This is a genomic window from Pseudomonas gozinkensis, from assembly GCF_014863585.1.
Taxonomy (GTDB): Bacteria; Pseudomonadota; Gammaproteobacteria; order Pseudomonadales; family Pseudomonadaceae; genus Aquipseudomonas; species Aquipseudomonas gozinkensis.
In genome coordinates, this window is the sequence record NZ_CP062253.1 from 2529566 (window position 1) to 2549064 (window position 19499).

Here is a 19499-nt window from a genome sequence, read left to right on the forward strand (position 1 = left end):
CAGGTTATTGCGCAGTGGCTGGTGCCAGGAAAGCGGCCTCCAGCAACTGCTGTGTATACGGATGTTGGGGGGCGGCAAAGATACTTTGCGCGTCTCCCTGTTCGACCACTTGGCCATGCTTGACCACCATCAGCTGGTGGCTCAGCGCTTTCACAACAGCCAGGTCATGGCTGATGAACAAATACGTCAGGTTGTACTTGGCTTGCAGTGAACGCAACAGCTCCACTACTTGCCGCTGAACCGTCCGGTCGAGGGCCGAAGTCGGCTCGTCCAGCAGGATCAGCGCCGGCTTGAGCACCAGGGCCCGGGCTATGGCAATTCGCTGCCGTTGCCCACCGGAAAATTCATGGGGGTAGCGGTGCCGGGTTTCCGGATCCAGACCTACCTCCTTCAATGCGGCAATAATTGCCGCCTCTTGCTCTGCTGCGGTGCCCATCTTGTGGATCCGCAGGCCTTCACCAACGATGTCATTCACGCACATCCGCGGGCTCAGGCTGCCAAACGGATCCTGAAACACCACCTGCATCTCCCGGCGCAATGGCCGGACTTCGCTTTGCGTCAGGCAGTCTAGCTGCTTGCCTTCAAAACGGATCGCACCCTGGCTGCCGATCAGCCGCAGGATTGCCAGGCCGAGGGTGGATTTGCCGGAACCGCTTTCCCCCACAATCCCCAGAGTTTGACCCTGAGGCAGGCTGAAGTTGATGCCGTCCACTGCCTTGACGTGATCCACCGTGCGCTTGAGCAGGCCTTTCTTGATCGGGAACCAGACTTTCAGATCCTCGACTTCAAGCAGCGGCGCCCCGATTTTATTGCTCGCCGGGCCTCCGCTGGGCTCCGCGCCAAGCAGTTCCCGAGTGTACGGATGCTGCGGCGAACGGAACAGCTCTTCGCACGATGCCTGTTCGACGATGCAACCGCGCTGCATGACACATACACGATGCGCAATTCTTCGCACGAGGTTCAAATCGTGACTGATCAGTAACAGCGCCATGCCCAATCGAGCCTGCAATTCCTTGAGCAGGTCGAGGATTTTCAGCTGAACGGTCACGTCCAGCGCGGTGGTCGGCTCGTCGGCGATCAGCAGTTCCGGCTCGTTGGCCAGGGCCATGGCGATCATCACCCGCTGGCGCTGGCCACCGGACAATTCGTGGGGCAGGGCCTTGAGGCGCTTGTGCGGCTCGGGGATGCCGACCATCTCCAGCAACTCCAGAGTACGCCTGGTCGCGACTTTGCCGGTCAGGCCCTTGTGGATGCCCAGCACTTCGTTGATCTGCTTCTCGATCGAGTGCAGCGGGTTGAGCGAGGTCATCGGCTCCTGAAAGATCATCGCGATCCGGTTGCCACGAATGTGACGGATGGTCTTTTCGCTCAGCTCCAGCAGGTTTTGCCCGGAATAATTGATGCTGCCGGCCGGATGCCGCGCCAACGGGTAAGGCAGCAGGCGCAGGATCGAATGCGCCGTCACCGACTTGCCCGAGCCGCTTTCGCCCACCAGCGCCAGGGTTTCGCCGCGCTTGATGTCGAAACTCACGCCTTCGACCACCCGTTGCACGCGATCACCGATGCCGAATTCGACGGCCAGGTCGCGGATTTCGATCAGATTGTCCTGATTCATGTCACTTCCTCGGGTCGAAGGCATCGCGAGCGGACTCGCCGATGAACACCAGCAGACTCAACATCAGCGCCAGCACCGCAAACGCGCTCATGCCCAGCCACGGCGCCTGCAGGTTGGATTTGCCCTGGGCCACCAGCTCACCCAGCGACGGACTGCCGGCCGGCAAGCCGAAACCGAGGAAGTCCAGCGCGGTGAGGGTGCCGATGGCGCCGGTCAGGATGAACGGCATGAAGGTCATGGTCGAGACCATGGCGTTGGGCAGGATGTGGCGGAACATGATCGCGCCGTTCTGCATGCCCAGCGCTCTTGCTGCGCGCACATATTCGAGGTTGCGCCCTCGCAGGAACTCGGCGCGGACCACGTCCACCAGGCTCATCCACGAGAACAGCAGCATGATCCCCAGCAGCCACCAGAAATTCGGCTGGACGAAGCTGGCGAGGATGATCAGCAAATACAGCACAGGCAAACCCGACCAGATCTCCAGAAAGCGTTGGCCGGCCAGATCGACCCAGCCGCCATAGAAGCCCTGCAAGGCGCCGGCGATCACGCCGATGATCGAACTGAGCACGGTCAGGGTCAGGGCAAACAGTACCGAAATCCGGAAACCGTAGATCACCCGCGCCAGCACGTCGCGGCCCTGATCGTCGGTGCCCAGCAGGTTGTCCGCCGACGGCGGGGCGGGGGCCGGGACTTTCAGGTCGTAGTTGATGCTCTGGTAACTGAACGGAATCGGCGCCCACAGCACCCACGCGTCCTTGGCCTTGAGCAGTTCGCGGATGTACGGGCTCTTGTAGTTGGCTTCCAGCGGGAATTCGCCGCCGAAGGTGGTTTCCGGGTAGCGCTTGATCGCCGGGAAATACCAGTTGTTGTCGTAGTGCACCACCAGCGGCTTGTCGTTGGCGATCAGTTCGGCGCCGAGGCTTGCGCCGAACAGGATCAGGAACAGCCACAGTGACCACCAGCCACGCTTGTTGGCCTTGAACAGTTCGAAGCGCCGGCGGTTGAGAGGGGACAGGTTCATCTCAATGCTCCCGGCTGGCAAAGTCGATGCGCGGATCGACGAGGGTGTAGGTGAGGTCGCCGATCAGTTTCACCACCAGCCCCAGCAAGGTGAAGATGAACAGGGTGCCGAACACCACCGGGTAATCGCGGTTGATCGCCGCTTCGAAGCTCATCAGGCCGAGGCCGTCGAGGGAAAAGATCACTTCCACCAGCAGCGAGCCGGTGAAGAAAATGCCGATGAACGCCGACGGGAAGCCGGCGATCACCAGCAGCATCGCATTGCGAAATACATGGCCGTAGAGCACGCGGTGGCGGGTCAGGCCCTTGGCCTTGGCGGTGACCACGTACTGCTTGTTGATCTCGTCGAGGAAGCTGTTTTTGGTCAGCAGGGTCATGGTCGCGAAGTTGCCGATCACCAGCGCCGTCACCGGCAGCGCCAGGTGCCAGAAGTAATCGAGGATCTTGCCGCCCAGGCTCAGTTCATCGAAGTTGTTCGAGGTCAGTCCGCGCAACGGGAACCAGTCCAGATAACTGCCGCCGGCAAACACCACGATCAGCAGAATCGCAAACAGGAATGCCGGAATCGCGTAACCGACGATGATCGCGGAGCTGGTCCAGACGTCGAAATGACTGCCGTGTCGCGTGGCCTTGGCGATCCCCAGCGGGATCGACACCAGATACATGATCAGCGTGCTCCACAGCCCGAGGGAGATCGACACCGGCATCTTTTCCTTGATCAGGTCGATGACCTTGGCGTCGCGGAAGAAGCTGTCGCCGAAGTCCAGCCGGGCGTAGTTCTTGACCATGATCCACAGCCGTTCCGGGGCCGACTTGTCGAACCCGTACATCTTCTCGATTTCCTTGACCAGTGCCGGGTCCAGGCCCTGTGCACCCCGATAGGAGGAGCCGGCCACCGACACCTCGGCACCGCCCCCTGCAATGCGGCTGGTGGCGCCTTCGAAGCCTTCGAGCTTGGCGATCATCTGTTCCACAGGGCCGCCGGGCGCGGCCTGGATGATCACGAAGTTGATCAGCAGAATGCCGAACAGGGTCGGGATGATCAGCAGCAGTCGCCGAAAAATGTACGCCAGCATCTGATTACTCCGTGCCCACAGGGTCGGCTTGCAGTTGGGTTTCGACTTCTACCGCAGGTTTCGCATCGGGTTTGACCCACCAGGTGTTAATGCCGATGTCGTACTTGGGGGAGACTTTCGGGTGGCCGATGTGGTTCCAGTACGCCACGCGCCAGGTCTTGATGTGCCAGTTCGGGACCACGTAGTAACCCCATTGCAGCACACGGTCGAGGGCGCGGGCGTGGGCCACCAGGCTTTTGCGCGAGTCGGCGTTGATCAGGTTCTCCACCAGATGATCGACCACCGGGTCCTTGAGTCCCATGGTATTGCGGCTGCTGGGCTTGTCGGCGGCAGCGCTCATCCAGAATTCACGCTGTTCGTTGCCCGGCGAGTTGGACTGCGGGAAGCTGCCGACCATCATGTCGAAGTCCCGCGAGCGTACGCGATTGACGTATTGCGAAACGTCGACACGGCGGATCACCAGGTCGATGCCGAGGTCACTGAGGTTGCGCTTGAACGGCAACAACACGCGTTCGAATTCGGTCTGCGCCAGCAGGAATTCGATGACCACCGGTTTGCCGGTCGCGTCGACCATTTTGTCGTCGACGATTTTCCAGCCAGCCTCTTGCAGCAACTGATACGCCTCGCGCTGTTGCGTGCGGATCATGCCGCTGGCGTCGGTTTTCGGATTCTCGAAGGCTTCGCTGAACACCTGCGCCGGCAGCTTGCTGCGGTACGGGTCGAGGATCGTCACCTGTTCTGCATCTGGCAGACCGGTGGCGGCCATTTCCGAGTTTTCGAAGTAACTGCGGGTGCGCGCATAAGCGCCGTTGAACAGTTGCTTGTTGGTCCATTCGAAGTCGAAGAGCAGGCCGAGCGCCTGGCGTACCCGCACGTCCTGAAACACCGGGCGGCGCAAATTGAAGACGAAGCCTTGCATGCCGGTCGGGTTGCTGTTGGCAATCTGTTCCTTGATCAGCCGCCCCTCGGTCACCGCTGGCACGTTGTAGGCGTTGGCCCAGTTTTTCGCGGCCATTTCCAGCCAGTAATCGAACTGCCCGGCTTTCAACGCTTCCAGTGCCACTGTGTTGTCGCGGTAATAGTCGGTGGTCATCACATCGAAGTTGTAGAAACCGCGATTGACTGGCAGGTCCTTGCCCCAGTAATCCTTGACCCGCTCATAACGCACCGAGCGTCCGGCCTTCACTTGGGTGACCTTGTACGGGCCGCTGCCCAGCGGGATTTCCAGGTTGCCCTTGTTGAAATCCCGATCGGCCCACCAGTGTTTCGGCAGCACCGGCAACTGACCGAGGATCAGCGGCAGTTCGCGGTTGTTGGTGTGCTTGAACTTGAACAACACCTTGAGCGGATCTTCGGCGATCACGTCCTCAACGTCGGCGTAGTAGCCGCGATACATCGGTGCGCCATCCTTGGTCAGGGTCTGGAAGCTGAAGACCACGTCTTCGGCGCGGATCGGATGGCCGTCGTGAAACTTCGCTTCGGGACGCAGGTAAAAACGCACCCAGCTGTTGTCCGGGGCCTTTTCGATCTTGCCGGCGATCAGGCCGTACTCGGTGAACGGCTCGTCCAGGCCCTGTTTGGCCAGGGTGTCGTAGATCAGGCCGATATCTTCCGCCGGCACGCCTTTGCTGATGAACGGGTTGAGGCTGTCGAAACCGCCGAAGCCGGCCTGGCGGAAGATCCCGCCCTTGGGCGCGTCGGGGTTCACGTAATCGAAATGCTTGAAGTCGGCGGGGTATTTCGGCGGCTCGTTGTACAGGGTCACGGCGTGTTGCGGGGCGGCACAGGCCAGCCCGGCGAACAACAGACCGCAGGCCTGCACAAGCAGGGTGCGAACGGCGTTCATTGACCTTTCTCCGAAGATTTCAGCCACCACGCGCTCAGGCCCAGGGTGTAGGGCGGCGTGGTGACGAAGGCGAACCGGTTGCGGTACGCCAGACGGTGATAATTGAGGTACCAGTTGGGAATGCTGTAGTGCTGCCAGAGCAGCACGCGGTCCAGTGCCTTGCCGGCGGCGACCTGTTCATCGCGGGTGCGGGTGGCGAGCAGTTGCTCGAGCAGATGATCGACCACCGGGTTGGCGATGCCCGCGTAATTCTTGCTGCCCTTGACCCCGACCTGGCTGGAGTGGAAGTACTGCCACTGTTCCAGCCCCGGACTGAGGGTCTGGTTGAGGGTCATCAGGATCATGTCGAAATCGAACTGATCCAGACGCTGTTTGTACTGGGCGCGATCCACCGTGCGCAGGCGCGCGTCGATGCCGATGCTGTTGAGGTTCTCGATGTACGGCTGGAGTATCCGCTCAAGATTCGGATTGACCAGCAGCAGCTCGAAACGCAGCGGCTGGCCGGCGGCGTTCTGCAGGCGCTGGCCGTTGAGCTTCCAGCCGGCCTCGGCCAGCAGTGCCAGGGCCTTGCGCATGGTTTCCCGGGGAATGCCGCGCCCGTCGGTCTGCGGCAGCGTGAACGGCTCGGTGAATAGCCGCGCCGGCAATTGATCCTTGTACGGCTTGAGCATCAGCCATTCATGGCCGACCGGGAGGCCGACGGCGCTGAATTCGCTGTTGGGGTAGTAACTGGTGGTGCGCTTGTAGGCGTCGCTGAACAGTGCGCGGTTGGTCCATTCGAAGTCGAACATCAGGCCCAGGGCTTCGCGCACCTTGATATCGGCAAAGGCCGGGCGCCGGGTGTTCATGAACAGACCCTGGCTCTGGGTCGGGATCTGGTGCGGGATCTGCGCCTTGATCACGTCGCCGCGACGGATCGCCGGGAAGTTGTAGCCGTTGGCCCAGTTCTTGGCCTGATGCTCGATATAGATGTCGAACTCGCCGGCCTTGAACGCTTCGAAGGCCACATCGCTGTCGCGGTAGAACTCGACTTCCATGCGGTCGACGTTGTATTTGCCGCGATTGACCGGCAGGTCCTTGCCCCAGTAGTCCTTGACCCGCTCGAAAATCAACTGCCGACCCGGCGTGACCGAGGTGATGCGGTACGGCCCGCTGCCCAGCGGCGGTTCGAAGGTGGTGGCCTTGAAGTCGCGACCCTTCCAGTAATGCTGGGGCAGCACCGGCAATTCGCCCAGACGCAGGATCAGCAGCGGGTTGCCGCTGCGCTTGAGCACAAACCGGATGCGCTGCGGATTGAGGATGTCGACCCGCAGCACTTCCTGAAGGGCGGTGCGGTACAGCGGATGACCTTCCTTGAGCAGCAGGCGATAGGAGAACGCCACGTCGTACGCGGTGATCGGCGTGCCGTCGTGGAAGCGCGCTTGCGGGCGTAGATTGAACACGACCCAGCTGCGATCTTCGCTGTACTCCACCGATTGCGCGATCAGGCCGTAACTGGAGGCCGGTTCATCGCCGGACGGCGAATACTGCCCGGTGCCGACCATCAACGGCTCGTTCAGCTCGTTGATGCCGTACTGCAGGAAATTAGGAGTGGTAACCGGGCTGGTGCCCTTGAAGGTGTAGGGATTGAGCGTATCGAAGGTGCCAAACGCCATCACCCGCAAGGTGCCGCCCTTGGGCGCTTGCGGGTTGACCCAGTCGAAGTGGGTAAATCTGGCCGGGTACTTGAGCGTGCCGAACTGCGCATAACCGTGGCTTTCGGTGATCGTCGCGCTGACGGGGGAGCTCAAGGCCAGGCTGATCAGGAGCAGGAGGAGGGGACGCTTCAAGTCAGATCCGATCCAGGCGGCTTGGGCTTTGTGGGCCGTACAGTAACAGCTTGTATGGACAGGAAAAAGACAGGGGCTTAATGCGCGGTTAATTGTGGGAGCTGCGTGCGCCGATCTACGGAAATATCAAAAAATGACAGGCGAAAAAAAGCCCCTGAAATTCAGGGGCTCCTTGTCAGTGCGGCTGGTAGACCGTGAGCATCTGCCCAGGCTTGAGCGCCTTGCCGGCGCCCGGATTCCAGCGCTTGAGGTGCTGCATCTCGACGTTGAAGCGCTTGGCCACCACGTACAGCGTGTCGCCGCGCTTGACCTTGTACTGGGTCTGCTGCTTGCCGTCGTCCTTGTCTTTGGTCTTGCTGCTGGTCTTGCTGTTGGCAGCGATGACCGTATTGATGCGCCCGCCAGTGTTACGCGCAGGCGTGCGTTTGGTGGTGTCCTGCATGACCAGGGTCTGGCCGACCTTGAGGTTCTTGCCGGTCAGCTTGTTCCAGCGTTGCAGGTCCTTGACCTCGACCTTGTTGGCCTTGGCAATGGAGCCGAGGTTATCGCCACGCTTGACCCGATAGGCACGCTTGGCCTGTGCGATTTCGCTCGGATCGGCGCCTTCGAATACCGGTTTCAGCGAACGCGGGCTGATCAGCTCTTCAGGACGCATGGTCTGCAGGCTGGCGGTCAGCAATTGCGCCTTCGAGGTCGGCACCAGCAGGTGCTGCGGGCCGTCGATGGTAGTGCGCTGCTTGAAGGCCGGGTTGAGCTGGAACAGCTCGTCTTCGTCGATGTTGGCCACCGCCGCGACCTTGGACAGGTCCATGCGCTGGTTGATTTCGACGACCTGGAAATACGGTTCGTTGGCGATCGGGTTGAGGTTCACGCCATAGGCTTCAGGCGTCAGTACCACTTGCGAGAGCGCCAGCAGTTTCGGCACGTAAGCCTGGGTTTCTGCCGGCAGCGGCAGGTTCCAGTAATCGGTCGGCAGGCCGAGCTTTTCGTTGCGCTCGATGGCGCGGCTGACCGTGCCTTCACCGGCGTTGTAAGCGGCCAGTGCCAGCAGCCAGTCACCGTTGAACATGTCGTGCAGGCGAGTCAGGTAGTCCATTGCCGCAGTGGTCGACGCGGTGATGTCGCGACGACCATCGTAGAAACGGGTCTGGCGCAGGTTGAAGTAGCGCCCGGTGGACGGGATGAACTGCCAGAGGCCCACCGCGTCGGCACGGGAATAGGCCATCGGGTTGTAGGCGCTTTCGATGACCGGCAGCAGGGCCAGTTCCAGCGGCATGTTGCGTTCTTCGAGGCGCTCGACGATGTAATGAATGTAGAGGCTGCCGCGTTCGCCGGCGTTCTCGAGGAAGGAAGGATTACTGGCGAACCACAGGCGCTGTTGCTCGATGCGCGGGTTCACGCCCAGACCTTCCTGCAGCTGGAAACCGCTACGCATGCGCTCCCAGATGTCCTGAGGCACCTGCGGGCTGGGCTTTTCCGACAACCAGATAGGCTTCTGCTTGGCTCGCGCAGCAATGTTCGGCGTATGCGTCGCTTCAGTCTGCGGAGCATGGCTGGAACAGCCCGCCAGTGTGGCGGACACAGCCACCGCGATGGCTTGCGCCAGGCGGGTCAGTGCATCTGAATTGACGGACTTACGTATGGATGACGACATTGGCTGGAAGTAAGTTCCGGGCAAAAATGTCGGGCGATTCTAGAAAGCGCACCCCCTGCGGTCAACCATTCAGAATTTTCCTCCCCGCTGGCGACTGCCCTAGAACTTGTCTTTCCATGCTCGCAGAGCCGCAAAAACCTCACTCGGCGCCCGGTTTTGAGGGCCGTTCCGTTCGTCCACTTTTTGTGTAACTAATATTTCACTGGTGCGTAAAAACGGGTTTGTGAGCTTTTCCAGCGCAAGGGTCGAGGGCAGGGTCATGACGCCGCTCGCACGTTGCTGGCTGACTTTTTCCAGACGGGCGGCGATGTCCGGGTTGTCCGGTTCCACGGCAGCGGCGAATTTCAGATTGCTCAGGGTGTATTCATGGGTGCAGTAGACGAGCGTGTCTTCCGGCAGCGCCGCCAGACGGCTCAACGAATGGTGCATCTGTTGCGGTGTGCCTTCGAACAGTCGGCCGCAGCCGGCAGCAAACAGGGTGTCGCCACAGAACAGCAGGCCATGGTGGTAGTAGGCGATGTGTCCCAGGGTGTGGCCGGGCACGGCATAGACGTCGAAGTCCCAGCCGAGCACGCGCACTGTGTCGTTGTCCTTGAGGGCCACGTCCCGCCCCGGAATGCTTTCGCTGGCCGGTCCGTAGACCGTGGCGCCGGTGACCTTTTTCAGCGTCTCGACACCGCCGACATGGTCGTGGTGATGGTGAGTGATGAGGATGTCGCCGAGCACCCAGCCCGGATGCGCGTCGAGCCAAGCCTGCACCGGGGCGGCATCCCCCGGATCGACCACCGCGCAACGCTGGGTGGCATGATCCTGTAACAACCAGATGTAGTTGTCGGTGAAGGCGGGCAGGGCACTGATCTGTATCATCGTCGAATTCGCCAAGCGGGTAACATTGGCGCATCTTAGAGGTTCCTGGCGTGTTGGAGAATGCAATGATCGATAAAGCGTTCGCTCAGGCCGATCCTGACTGGCTCGCGCTGATCGGTGCAGCCCGTGAATGGCTGTCCGGCCCCCTCGGGCAATTTCTGCTGGACGAAGAACGGCGCATGCTCGAAGACGAGCTGGGGCGGTTCTTCGGCGGCTATCTGGTGCATTACGGCCCGTCCGCCGAGACGCCGCCGTCGGCGCCACAGGTGCAGCGCAATGTGCGGCTCGGTGCGCCGCTGCCGGGCGTGGAAATCGTCTGCGAAGAACAGGCCTGGCCGTTGAGCGAGCACGCCGCCGATGTGGTGGTGTTGCAACATGGCCTGGATTTCTGTCTTTCGCCCCACGGTCTTTTGCGCGAAGCGGCCAGCAGCGTGCGCCCCGGCGGGCATTTGCTGATTGTCGGCATCAACCCCTGGAGCACCTGGGGGCTACGCCATGTGTTCGCCCATGACGCGTTGCATCAGGCGCGCTGCATCTCGCCGTCACGGGTGGCGGACTGGCTCAATCTGCTGGGCTTTGCGCTGGAGAAACGCCGCTTCGGGTGCTATCGTCCGCCGCTCGCGTCACCCAAGTGGCAGGCCCGTCTGGCCGGCTGGGAGCGCAAGGCCGGTGACTGGCAACTGTCGGGCGGCGGCTTCTATCTACTGGTCGCACGCAAGATCGTGGTCGGCCTGCGTCCGGTACGCCAGGAGCGCCGCGAGCCGATGGGCAAGCTGATTCCGCTGCCGATGGCCAAGGTCAACCGCCGGCGCATCGAACCGTAAACCTTCTTTTATTTGTGGCCGGGTCAATCCCGGCCTCGGTCATTGTCGATCCGTGATCGGCGAGGCCACGCATTTTTCTGGATAGACAGGCATGAGCGAAAGCGTCGATAGCGTAGAACTGTTCACTGACGGCGCCTGCAAGGGCAACCCCGGCCCGGGCGGCTGGGGCGCCTTGCTGGTGTGCAAGGGCGTCGAAAAGGAGCTGTGGGGCGGCGAGGCCAACACCACCAACAACCGCATGGAGCTGCTCGGGGCGATTCGCGGCCTGGAAGCCCTCAAGCGTCCGTGCGAAGTGCTGCTGGTGACCGACTCGCAATACGTGATGAAAGGCATCAACGAGTGGATGGCCAACTGGAAGAAGCGCGGCTGGAAAACCGCCGCCAAGGAGCCAGTTAAAAACGCCGACCTCTGGAAAGAACTCGACGAGCAGGTCAACCGCCACAAGGTCACCTGGAAATGGGTTCGCGGCCACATCGGCCACCACGGCAACGAACGCGCCGACCAGTTGGCCAACCGTGGGGTGGATGAGGTTCGCGGTTACAAGCAGAGCTGAGTCCTTGCGACTGAAACACTCCCGGCGAGCGTGTTAACATCGCCGCTTTTGCACGATTGACCCGTTGAGAGCTGAACACTGATGGCCACCAGATCCGTTTTGATCCTCTCGATTGTCAACGCCTCTGTAAAAAATATTTTTTTGCCCCCAAACCCCCGCGTCCTCTGACCCCCAGAGGCCCAGCTTCTCCTGAAAAACCTCTGAATTCGTAAAAAGTGTAAAAAAGGGCCCTGTTTGGGCCCTTCTGTTTACGTTTTATTCTGAGCCTTCGATTTGCCTGCCTGCACGCGCGCTTGGATACCTGCCTGACACACGCCCGCCCGCTGCCTGGCTGGAGACGGATCAATCACCCGTCCTACGATCATTCAGGGCCGCGAGATCAATCCTCCAATCTGCTCTCGCCCCAGCCAATGTGCGGCGAAATCGTTTATAAGCGAAGGCAATAACAGAAACGGTGCGATACGGAGTAAGCTCCTGGTTCGGGCTCTAGTGGTATTAATTTTTTGCTTGAGGTTCAGGCGTCATTTGAGCCAAAGAGCATGCTTTTTAATGCGGCAACATCAGGGGAGCTCGCTAGTTGAATGGATGTCAGCGAGCTTACACGATGCTTGAGGTTTTCAATATCGTCCAAGAGGTCGAGAATGTCTCCGATTGAGTTGATACGCTCCTGATCGAGTTTAATATCTCTGCTTGTGGAGTACGAGCGCATTATTAAATCATTCAATGAATACGTTTGCTCGTATTTTAAAACACGCTGGAAATCAATTTTTTTAATGTCTTCCTTTGTGAGTGTCGCGTATATCATGGAAAAAATATCTTCTTCATCACCCATGCCATTCACAAGCTTGGTCAGCACGCTTTTTAGTTGGTGTTCCAGCTCTTGCAGGCTCACTTCGTACCTGGGGTGAACTCGACCGTTATAAGTGAGGGAAAGCAAGTTTAGGTTGTTTAGGGTGCTTAGTAACGAATAGGCTAGATAGTTGGCGTCAAATTCCATAAAGCGCCGGAATTTGCTTTTTTTGATATTTTCCCATTGGCTGCGTTTTACTTTTCGGTACGCACCGTATGGGATGGTTTCGTTTGAGTGCCCAAATTGAACTTCGGTGCTGTCAAGGTAATCATTGATGTAACTTGCGAAATCTGCCGCAATTGCGGATGCTGCCTTGACTCCAGATGTAAAAGCAATTTTTTCGTCGGTCAGGTTACTTTTTTCCATCAGACTGGAAAAATGTTCATTGGCGTCCGTTATTAGTGCTATTAGAGTTCCAGTTTGTCGTTCTAATATGGTGTCAATTTTTGCTTCTAATGATGAAAGTGTTGATTTGTTGGCTTCGAGAGCGAGTTTTAATTTTTCGGATGCGGCACTGATGGAAATGAAACAGTATTGTTCGAAGCTTATAAAAATCTGGGGCGAAAAATAGAGATTGGAAGACGCCTCTAGAGATTTAAGGTTGCAGACAATTCGACCCAAGTTATCGCGAAGCTGAGTTCCATCAATGGAATATCCGTCATTATCTAGTTTGGCTTGAAGCTCGGGCGGTATTTTTACTGTTATATGTTTTTCGGTATCCATTTCCAGATCTCGCGTCGAATGAGGTAGAAAGGTGGTTGTGATCCACCAGTAAAAAGAGTTCTTAACCTATAAGATGATGCCAGCAGCTAGACGTAACCTTTCTTGCTTATCGGCAGGAATTTTAGACATGTCACTTCTTGAGCGCATGGCATATGTACTTTTATGGTCAGCTGATCACTCATGTTCTGAATCCGATCCGCTCTGGGCGGTTGCTAGACCGATTTCAGCAGGAAATGCCTTGGCCATCATTTTTTCCACGACAGAATCCATTGTTCTTGCCGTGGGCGATGTGAGAAAAGATTTGTTTACAACTACGTCATCGTATTTAACAAAGTCTTTAGGGTTTGGCCGCTTAGCCTTGGCTGACGTTTTGAAGTACGCTTTGATAATGAACTGACTTCCAGGCTGAAGATTCCAGTAATCATCGAGATTTTTCACGCTTGCCGGGAACAAAAAACGTACCCAGTTTTTTCGCCAGTATTCATTTTTTGAATTTTTCTTTTTAATTGGCGCGAAATCTTTAAGCACCAGAAGGATTAGCGGGATTTCATATTCTTTCAGATGGTGATAACCCCAGATCTTCCTTTCGTCTGCGAAATTCAGAAGCTCAATGAAATCCTCGACTTTTGCGTAACCAACGTAGTCGCGAAATTGGAACCAGTGAAGATGCCAGCGCGAGAAAAAAGACTCTCTGAGTGCAGATGCGATCTCGGCGCTGTATGAAGCAGGGATCAGCACTTCATATTTTGCCCTGCCTCCTTCTTTAATTGGGCAAGGATGTTGTTCGACGCCTAAGACAGGGTTGTGACTAAAGACCTTGGTGATTTTGCTTGTCCCTGACTCACCCTTGATATGAAGGTCTTCCCTGCAAACCGGACATCTTACCAGAGGGCGTAAATTTGGTCGGTTGGAGGCATCCAACAGCGAGCCATATTCAGCACGGTAGCCCTCGACGGTGATTGGCTTTCCAGTGCGGCTGTCTTGAGCTTGATGCATATCCCTATCTCACAAAAAATCAGATAGTGGCGTTGCGCTATGAAAAATTCAACCAGTTATTGTTGGTCAACAGGGGGTCAGCCTCTGAATGCTGGATTGTCTCGCGAGTCTAGGCCGGCGGCCCCATGGCTCAATCCCAGCTGGTAATAATGTCCAGCGATTGACGCGCAACTGAGCAGGCTGCCGACAGATATCTGGTCAGGTACGACTCCGATGAATATACGTTTGCGTGACTTTTTGACATTTTGCTGCAGGCGATAAACACGATAAAACTGTGATTGATTGAAGGGAGATTTGGCGGCTTCTACCTCCCAATCACAGTGCTCTCGAAGTACGGAGTTGATTTGATCTTCGTTTAAATCAATTTTTTCGGTCATGGTATATGCTCCTTTTTAATACTTTGCAGTGGGAGCAAGTAGCTTGTAAATGTTCTTTAGGTACTATCGCTGCTATCATGCGGCGGTGAGGCTAGGCGATACCAAGGTTCCCACCTTGCTTCACATATTTTTTGCAATGTCTGGCCAATAAACGTGCCTGTTCAAACAAAATCTCCCGAAAGCGTCCACACCGTGCTCTGGTGCTCTTCAAAATTACCACCGATCTCCAGTGACGCCTTGCTGAGCTGAGCTTTCAGGCCGGCATTGATGCCGAAGTCTTCAGTGTATGTCAGGGTCAACGAGAATTTTTTGAGGCCGTGCTTTGTCCGGTTATTGGCAATCGCCTGCCACATTGGTTCAAAGGGATACCAGGCCAGGTCGTCCGGGATGGTCGGCGACGCATGCCCTTCAAGGGTCGAGGTAAAGAGTAATCGCGAATTGTCACTTCGTGTATGCCCGGCCTCCATGGACGCTGTCTCACCTGTAGCCGCAAATGCACCTGCCAGATTTGCAGCGAACTCTTGCCCCCATCCTTTGACGTGTTCTGCCTGGATGTTCGATGCGCCGAGCGCAGCCAGCAAGCGAATGACCTCTGCGAATTTGTGTTCAAAGGCAAATCTATGGAATCCCGCTAGCGGGAAATACGTTGTTTGCTTCGCGGGGTGCTTTGCATAGACCAATCGCTCTTGCGGGTGGCCAGGAGGAAATTGCAGATCGCAGGCGCGCTGTGCACTGATTACTGAAACATTATCGATTTCTGCAATCGTATTGAGGACTTTTTCCAACGTTTTGGAGGTTGCGATGGAGAACCAGTCCAGTGGGTTCTTTTCACTTAAAATCGTTTCCCTAACGGTACGTAAATGCCCCGAGATTTTGTGCTCGACCTTGCCGTCCTTTGAGACAATGATTAGCTGATTGTTCAGCGAATTCTGACCGTTCACAGGTTTTCCTTGTTGATTTCAACTCTTTACACCCAGCCGCCATCAAGCTCGGATGGGGGAGATATTCTATTCTGTCGGCGTGCTTTCTTCGATCTTTACGCAAGGATATCCAGAAGTCGGGCACCTCGCCGGTATCGCAGGCTAATTGACCCTTTAATTTCTACTTTTACTGGGCGCCGTAATAGGCAACGGAGCAGAAAAGGTACCCGATTTCCTGGCGCGACTCGTCGCAGTGCTGCGAGTTTCGATTTGAAGACGCCATGCTTCCAAAGCCTGGATATCCGTGAGCAATTCATCCGGATCAGGTACCGCTACGTCACCTGCCATTGCCTTGTCATGGGCATAATTGGAGCACTTGCTCATGCCAGCAGTTACTTGCAGGTAGTCATTGTCATCAACGATGACTCCAGATAGACGCTGGGTTTCTACACCCTTGCGGAATCGTAAGACGACACACCTTAAAAGCACCTCCTCGACTGCACGTTCCCATGCCATTCGAAGTAGGAAGTATGCCTCGACGGTTTGTCTGCGGTGCTCGTCCTCTTCTCCCGATCTGAAAAGCTTTGCTATGTGCTGTTGCCGCACCTTCAATGATCCGATGCGACCAGTCGTATTTTTGCCTTCAAATGGCAGCTCCGGCGTTGCGACACCATAACCTTCAGCACTTTGTGCGATGCTTTGGGTCATTGCGGTGACCCCAGTCGAATCTGCTTGCTCCGCTAAAACACAAAGGAAGTAGATGTCGTGGGTGAAAACGACTACCTGTCTGCGCGCCGCTTCTTTGACTAACCTAGCCGCGACACGCTCGCGACGCCGGTGATCCAGGGAGGAAACCGGGTCATCCAAAATGATGCCTCCTGTGCTTTCATCGAGCCCTACCTCGGCCAAAAAGGACGCTAATGCAATGGCTCGCTGTTCACCTTCACTGAGAAGGTCTTTCGGATTTCGACTCTGCGGCAGATCCAACTTGAGCTTGTGCAGCATTTTTCCGCGCCCTGATCGACTCTGGAGGGCAACCTGGAGACCTCCCACACCTAGCGCTTTGAACTCGGCATTAAGAGCGTCCTGGAGTGACGTGGAGATTACGGTCTCACCAATCTGAGTGGCTTTGGTTGAGATGGCATTTGTCCGAAGCGAGGTGATGCATTTGGCCAAAAGGGCCACGTGGGTCATTCGGGAAATGGCGTTTATGACTGCGTCTTTTACCTTGCTCAGCAGCACGCGTGCTTCCAGTTCTGCATACGCCTGCTGAAGTTGAATTCTTACCACCTCATCGGACGCCTGCTCAAGGTTGAGAGCTTGTTGATTGAGTTGGTTTACCAGTGCCTGTAATCCAGATGAGGGATTTGACGGGGGAGGCGTGATACCTATCCAGTTGTTGGACTTCACAGCGTCAACCAATTGGTCACGACGCTCCCCTAATGCACGCTCATACTCCCGACAGTCCGCCGCGACCTTTGGAGCCAGTACGTGGATTTCCGCATGCGTGGCCTCATCGAGTCCAATCGTCACATCCAGTGTTGTAAGCGGTGTGTATTTCTCAACCATCGCTTTACGGCGGGAGCGCGACGTTTTTTCAGCCTCTTGTTGGATGAACTCCTCAAAGCGAGCCAGTCGCGCGGCGCCATCATTGAGCGTTTGCTGGCAGAGTGGACATGGGCTGTTCGGGTCGAGCGATATGAAGTCCTGACCTGGGTGGGATTCGAGAGCGAATTTACGGGCTGCGTCGAAAAGCTCCCGCCAGGCATCACCACCAGTGCCTGGTAGTAGGTTTTGCTGTTCTTTGAATTTATTCGCGGCGAGTTCCGCCGCCGATTTTGCTAGTAGATAGTCCTCAACCGATTGCTTGAGGCCTTGTTCAACGTCCTGGTCAACGTGTGGCGATTTGTTCAGGGCGGTGCCGGCAACTACAGATATACGTTGTGCCAGTCGCCTCAACTGGTTGGCCTTTTCTTTGGGATTATTTTCCTGGAGGCTCTTGCCAATGGTCGTGTGCTGGGTGAGCTCGTCTTCTGAAAGGGTGCCGAGCGTTTGAACAGTATCTGGATTGGTCTTGGCGGAGAGAGCGGCAATCATCCTTCCAACTTCGGTCTTGCCTTGCATCGGGGAGAAGGCAGTGAGGTCAACGGAGTACTCTCTCTGCTCCTGCTCGATCGCCGTTTTTAACTGTTGCTGGAGCACGGCGAGTCGTTCAAAAACATCCAGACCGTGAGGGACATAAGAGTAGTCGGCTTCGTTTACCAGGTATGCATTTGCACAGCGGGAGTCAAAAATTGAAAGGCTGGAGAGTTCCGGCGGCGCAGGCTGGTTATCCGTCCACAGCACATCGATACCGACACCATTCACGCTAATGCTAAAGCTGGCCCGGGCATTGGCATCCACTGGTAGGGGATGATTGGCATTCGGGTAGATTGTTTCTGACTGATCCCGCGCTCGACATGCTCGTTTCAATACTCGGGAGTACCCTGATTTGCCAGAGCCATTCCCTCCGTAAATTACAGTCAGCCCCTGCGGCGCGAATACCAGGCTGTGTTCTGGCGCAATCGCGTTGACGTTTACAAGATTTTTGACTGCAAGCAGTTCGATGTGAGTTGTTGGTTTTATTGCAGCGGGAATCTGATCCTCATTCAGTGGGGAGGCGATACGTCCCTGCGGGTCGGTGATTCCATGAGCTGCCTTGAGCAGGGCGAGCACATCCTCAAAGTCCTGTGGGGTCAAAGAGTCCTGCCTCAGCAAGCGTCTCACACAGTCCCCTTGCCAAGCGGGCAAACTTTTCGACCAAATCAACACTTCCTGCAGAACTGACATGAAACCTCCATTTCCATGCGATACCGTCCAGCTCTAAGCTTTTGGTTTCGCTCTGGTTTCTATGTAGGTGACCAGCAAAAGCATGGTGAGTAGTTCGCGCTGTGATCGAACCTAATCCACATAAGTTGTGAGTCTAGCTTGTTCAGTGATGATGACTTCTCGGATACTCCATTCTCTTAAATTAATTTCCAAAAATACTCACAATGCCCTAGCGAGGCTGACTTGAGACGAAGTGATTATCTGCAAGGTGACGTTGCGCGATTTTACAAATGGCTATCCCAGCGATTGAGGGGGTGCCCTATTCATTTTTCGATCACGGGATATCACAGGCAATATCCAGCGTTGTATGACGCATTGAACGCATACAGGTGGCCACCGAGGGAGGTGTCTGGTCGACCGAATCCTGATGGCAGTTATCCCTACATGCACCCAACGGTGCCTACCTTAGTGGCAAACAGTACGTTGGCCGCCAATTCGGAAGTACTTGAGATTATCCAGAAGGCATTACGAACTGCGTACGCTGAGGCACCCGCGTCGAGCAGCGCGCTTGCTGGGGCAGTGGCAGCCACGCTCCACTGGGGCGGCGTTTATACGAGAACTAGACATGGTGGTAACAAGCCCTGGCTTGCTCAAAATTACGTGAATTTGTTCTCCGTCCTTCAAAATGTAGTGAAGGATCATGCCCTAGGAGACGATGTCAGCGGGGTTGCCGCGTTGCGCTTTAATTCCGGGATGACGAAGATATACTCGCTCCTCATAGATGATTTCATTATCTATGACAGCAGGGTCGCTGCGGCGTTAGCTTGGTTGGCCCTGAAATGGTGGACGGTTATTGAAGGTAAGCCGCAAAACCAGATACATGAGCACCTTCGCTTTCTATGTCTCCCAGGTAACGGAAAATCACGGAAACTTCGTAATCCTGCGCCTTCAGTGTTTACGACCCACGCGACCAATCCCTATGAGCACTACAAATGGAACGTGCGAGCTAACTGGTTGCTACATCATGCTCAGGTGCTGGCAGGTAAAAAAAGCCGCTTCAGTTCATTGCGTGAGGTTGAGGCGGCGCTGTTTCAGATGGGGGAGAGAGTGGTTTAAATTAGCGAGAGATCGAAGAGCTACGATTCAAAAAGAGTTGTGTGGTTACCATTAGATCCTTGGTCGCTACGCTAAAAAACTCAGGTTGGTGATCGAGTAAATGAAGCTGGGGTTCGTAGCAAACGGGGCCGTTCGGGGAGAAATACGGTGCAGCGCTCTTGCTCCGCGCTTCCATCTTTAAGCAAAAAAATGGTCATTCGGAAGTGCCTGCACTTCTCCCCAGCCTCGCGATCCCCTGCTTGATATGCCCGGCATTCTCGCCAATTGTGTCCAGCGCAACCCGAGCATTGTCACAAGCCTCAGATGACCCTCGCTTCTCCTCCAGCAGCACAAGTTCCATCAGCGCTGCTTCGATGGCCAGTTGATTTTCGTACAGTCTTGCCAGTACGTCGGGAAGGGAATATTGCTCGGCCATGACTCGACTC

The 19499-nt window shown here is 56.4% G+C and carries 16 protein-coding genes; 3 read left to right on the forward strand and 13 right to left on the reverse strand.

Annotated elements, in window-relative coordinates; all coding sequences use genetic code 11:
- Nucleotides 1–4: 4 nt before the first annotated feature.
- The 7 genes from IHQ43_RS11390 to gloB all read right to left on the reverse strand — a co-directional run bounded on the left by IHQ43_RS11390 (nt 5) and on the right by gloB (nt 9907).
- The gene (locus IHQ43_RS11390; protein ID WP_192564416.1) at nt 5–1615 is read right to left on the reverse strand and encodes an ABC transporter ATP-binding protein; all 1611 of its coding nucleotides are present in this window, start codon (nt 1613–1615) and stop codon (nt 5–7) included.
- Between the two features lies 1 nt (nt 1616).
- The gene (locus IHQ43_RS11395; RefSeq protein ID WP_192564417.1) at nt 1617–2636 is read right to left on the reverse strand and encodes an ABC transporter permease; all 1020 of its coding nucleotides are present in this window, start codon (nt 2634–2636) and stop codon (nt 1617–1619) included.
- Nucleotide 2637: 1 nt separating this feature from the next.
- Nucleotides 2638–3711, reverse strand: a complete 1074-nt coding sequence (locus tag IHQ43_RS11400) for a microcin C ABC transporter permease YejB (RefSeq protein ID WP_192564418.1) — start codon at nt 3709–3711, stop codon at nt 2638–2640.
- A 4-nt stretch (nt 3712–3715) separates the two neighbouring features.
- On the reverse strand, nt 3716–5557 hold the full coding sequence (locus IHQ43_RS11405; RefSeq protein WP_192564419.1) for an extracellular solute-binding protein: 1842 nt from the start codon (nt 5555–5557) through the stop codon (nt 3716–3718).
- Nucleotides 5554–7386, reverse strand: a complete 1833-nt coding sequence (locus IHQ43_RS11410) for an extracellular solute-binding protein (protein ID WP_192564420.1) — start codon at nt 7384–7386, stop codon at nt 5554–5556. Before IHQ43_RS11410 ends, IHQ43_RS11405 begins: the two co-directional genes overlap by 4 nt.
- Before the next feature lie 175 nt (nt 7387–7561).
- A complete protein-coding gene (locus IHQ43_RS11415) occupies nt 7562–9040 on the reverse strand; it encodes a transglycosylase SLT domain-containing protein (RefSeq protein ID WP_192564421.1) in 1479 nt (492 codons plus the stop codon).
- A 99-nt stretch (nt 9041–9139) separates the two neighbouring features.
- Nucleotides 9140–9907, reverse strand: a complete 768-nt coding sequence (gloB, locus tag IHQ43_RS11420; protein ID WP_192564422.1) for a hydroxyacylglutathione hydrolase — start codon at nt 9905–9907, stop codon at nt 9140–9142.
- 65 nt (nt 9908–9972) lie between these two features.
- Between gloB and IHQ43_RS11425 the strand changes: the two genes are divergently transcribed.
- A complete protein-coding gene (locus tag IHQ43_RS11425) occupies nt 9973–10731 on the forward strand; it encodes a methyltransferase domain-containing protein (RefSeq protein ID WP_011333614.1) in 759 nt (252 codons plus the stop codon).
- A gap of 91 nt (nt 10732–10822) precedes the next feature.
- Nucleotides 10823–11284 (forward strand): ribonuclease HI, encoded by a 462-nt coding sequence (rnhA, locus tag IHQ43_RS11430; protein WP_003224162.1) that lies wholly within the window; start codon nt 10823–10825, stop codon nt 11282–11284.
- Nucleotides 11285–11798: 514 nt separating this feature from the next.
- On the opposite strand, the gene IHQ43_RS11435 is transcribed toward rnhA, so the two are convergent.
- From IHQ43_RS11435 to IHQ43_RS11455, 5 genes are all read right to left on the reverse strand, one after another.
- On the reverse strand, nt 11799–12857 hold the full coding sequence (locus tag IHQ43_RS11435; RefSeq protein ID WP_192564423.1) for a hypothetical protein: 1059 nt from the start codon (nt 12855–12857) through the stop codon (nt 11799–11801).
- Between the two features lie 174 nt (nt 12858–13031).
- Nucleotides 13032–13853, reverse strand: a complete 822-nt coding sequence (locus tag IHQ43_RS11440) for a hypothetical protein (protein ID WP_192564424.1) — start codon at nt 13851–13853, stop codon at nt 13032–13034.
- Between the two features lie 77 nt (nt 13854–13930).
- Entirely contained in the window at nt 13931–14230 is a 300-nt protein-coding gene (locus IHQ43_RS11445) for a hypothetical protein (RefSeq protein ID WP_192564425.1), read from the reverse strand.
- A gap of 161 nt (nt 14231–14391) precedes the next feature.
- Complete coding sequence (locus IHQ43_RS11450) at nt 14392–15171, reverse strand: hypothetical protein (protein ID WP_192564426.1); 780 nt, start codon at nt 15169–15171, stop codon at nt 14392–14394.
- A gap of 153 nt (nt 15172–15324) precedes the next feature.
- Nucleotides 15325–17979 carry an AAA family ATPase gene (locus IHQ43_RS11455; protein ID WP_192564427.1) on the reverse strand — a complete coding sequence of 885 codons (2655 nt, stop codon included), beginning with the start codon at nt 17977–17979 and terminating at the stop codon, nt 15325–15327.
- Between the two features lie 447 nt (nt 17980–18426).
- Here IHQ43_RS11455 and IHQ43_RS11460 point away from each other — a divergent pair, with 447 nt between their 5' ends.
- Nucleotides 18427–19074, forward strand: a complete 648-nt coding sequence (locus tag IHQ43_RS11460) for a hypothetical protein (RefSeq protein ID WP_192564428.1) — start codon at nt 18427–18429, stop codon at nt 19072–19074.
- Nucleotides 19075–19267: 193 nt separating this feature from the next.
- On the opposite strand, the gene IHQ43_RS11465 is transcribed toward IHQ43_RS11460, so the two are convergent.
- Nucleotides 19268–19489, reverse strand: coding sequence for a hypothetical protein (locus IHQ43_RS11465; RefSeq protein ID WP_192564429.1), 222 nt, complete (start codon nt 19487–19489; stop codon nt 19268–19270).
- Between the last annotated feature and the right edge of the window lie 10 nt (nt 19490–19499).

Coding starts and splice junctions, on each gene's coding strand:
- IHQ43_RS11390 (WP_192564416.1), bottom strand. CDS start 1,615: ATGAATCAGGACAATCTGATCGAAATCCGCGACCTGGCCGTCGAATTC.
- IHQ43_RS11395 (WP_192564417.1), bottom strand. CDS start 2,636: ATGAACCTGTCCCCTCTCAACCGCCGGCGCTTCGAACTGTTCAAGGCC.
- IHQ43_RS11400 (WP_192564418.1), bottom strand. CDS start 3,711: ATGCTGGCGTACATTTTTCGGCGACTGCTGCTGATCATCCCGACCCTG.
- IHQ43_RS11405 (WP_192564419.1), bottom strand. CDS start 5,557: ATGAACGCCGTTCGCACCCTGCTTGTGCAGGCCTGCGGTCTGTTGTTC.
- IHQ43_RS11415 (WP_192564421.1), bottom strand. CDS start 9,040: ATGTCGTCATCCATACGTAAGTCCGTCAATTCAGATGCACTGACCCGC.
- gloB (WP_192564422.1), bottom strand. CDS start 9,907: ATGATACAGATCAGTGCCCTGCCCGCCTTCACCGACAACTACATCTGG.
- IHQ43_RS11425 (WP_011333614.1), top strand. CDS start 9,973: ATGATCGATAAAGCGTTCGCTCAGGCCGATCCTGACTGGCTCGCGCTG.
- rnhA (WP_003224162.1), top strand. CDS start 10,823: ATGAGCGAAAGCGTCGATAGCGTAGAACTGTTCACTGACGGCGCCTGC.
- IHQ43_RS11435 (WP_192564423.1), bottom strand. CDS start 12,857: ATGGATACCGAAAAACATATAACAGTAAAAATACCGCCCGAGCTTCAA.
- IHQ43_RS11440 (WP_192564424.1), bottom strand. CDS start 13,853: ATGCATCAAGCTCAAGACAGCCGCACTGGAAAGCCAATCACCGTCGAG.
- IHQ43_RS11445 (WP_192564425.1), bottom strand. CDS start 14,230: ATGACCGAAAAAATTGATTTAAACGAAGATCAAATCAACTCCGTACTT.
- IHQ43_RS11455 (WP_192564427.1), bottom strand. CDS start 17,979: ATGTCAGTTCTGCAGGAAGTGTTGATTTGGTCGAAAAGTTTGCCCGCT.
- IHQ43_RS11465 (WP_192564429.1), bottom strand. CDS start 19,489: ATGGCCGAGCAATATTCCCTTCCCGACGTACTGGCAAGACTGTACGAA.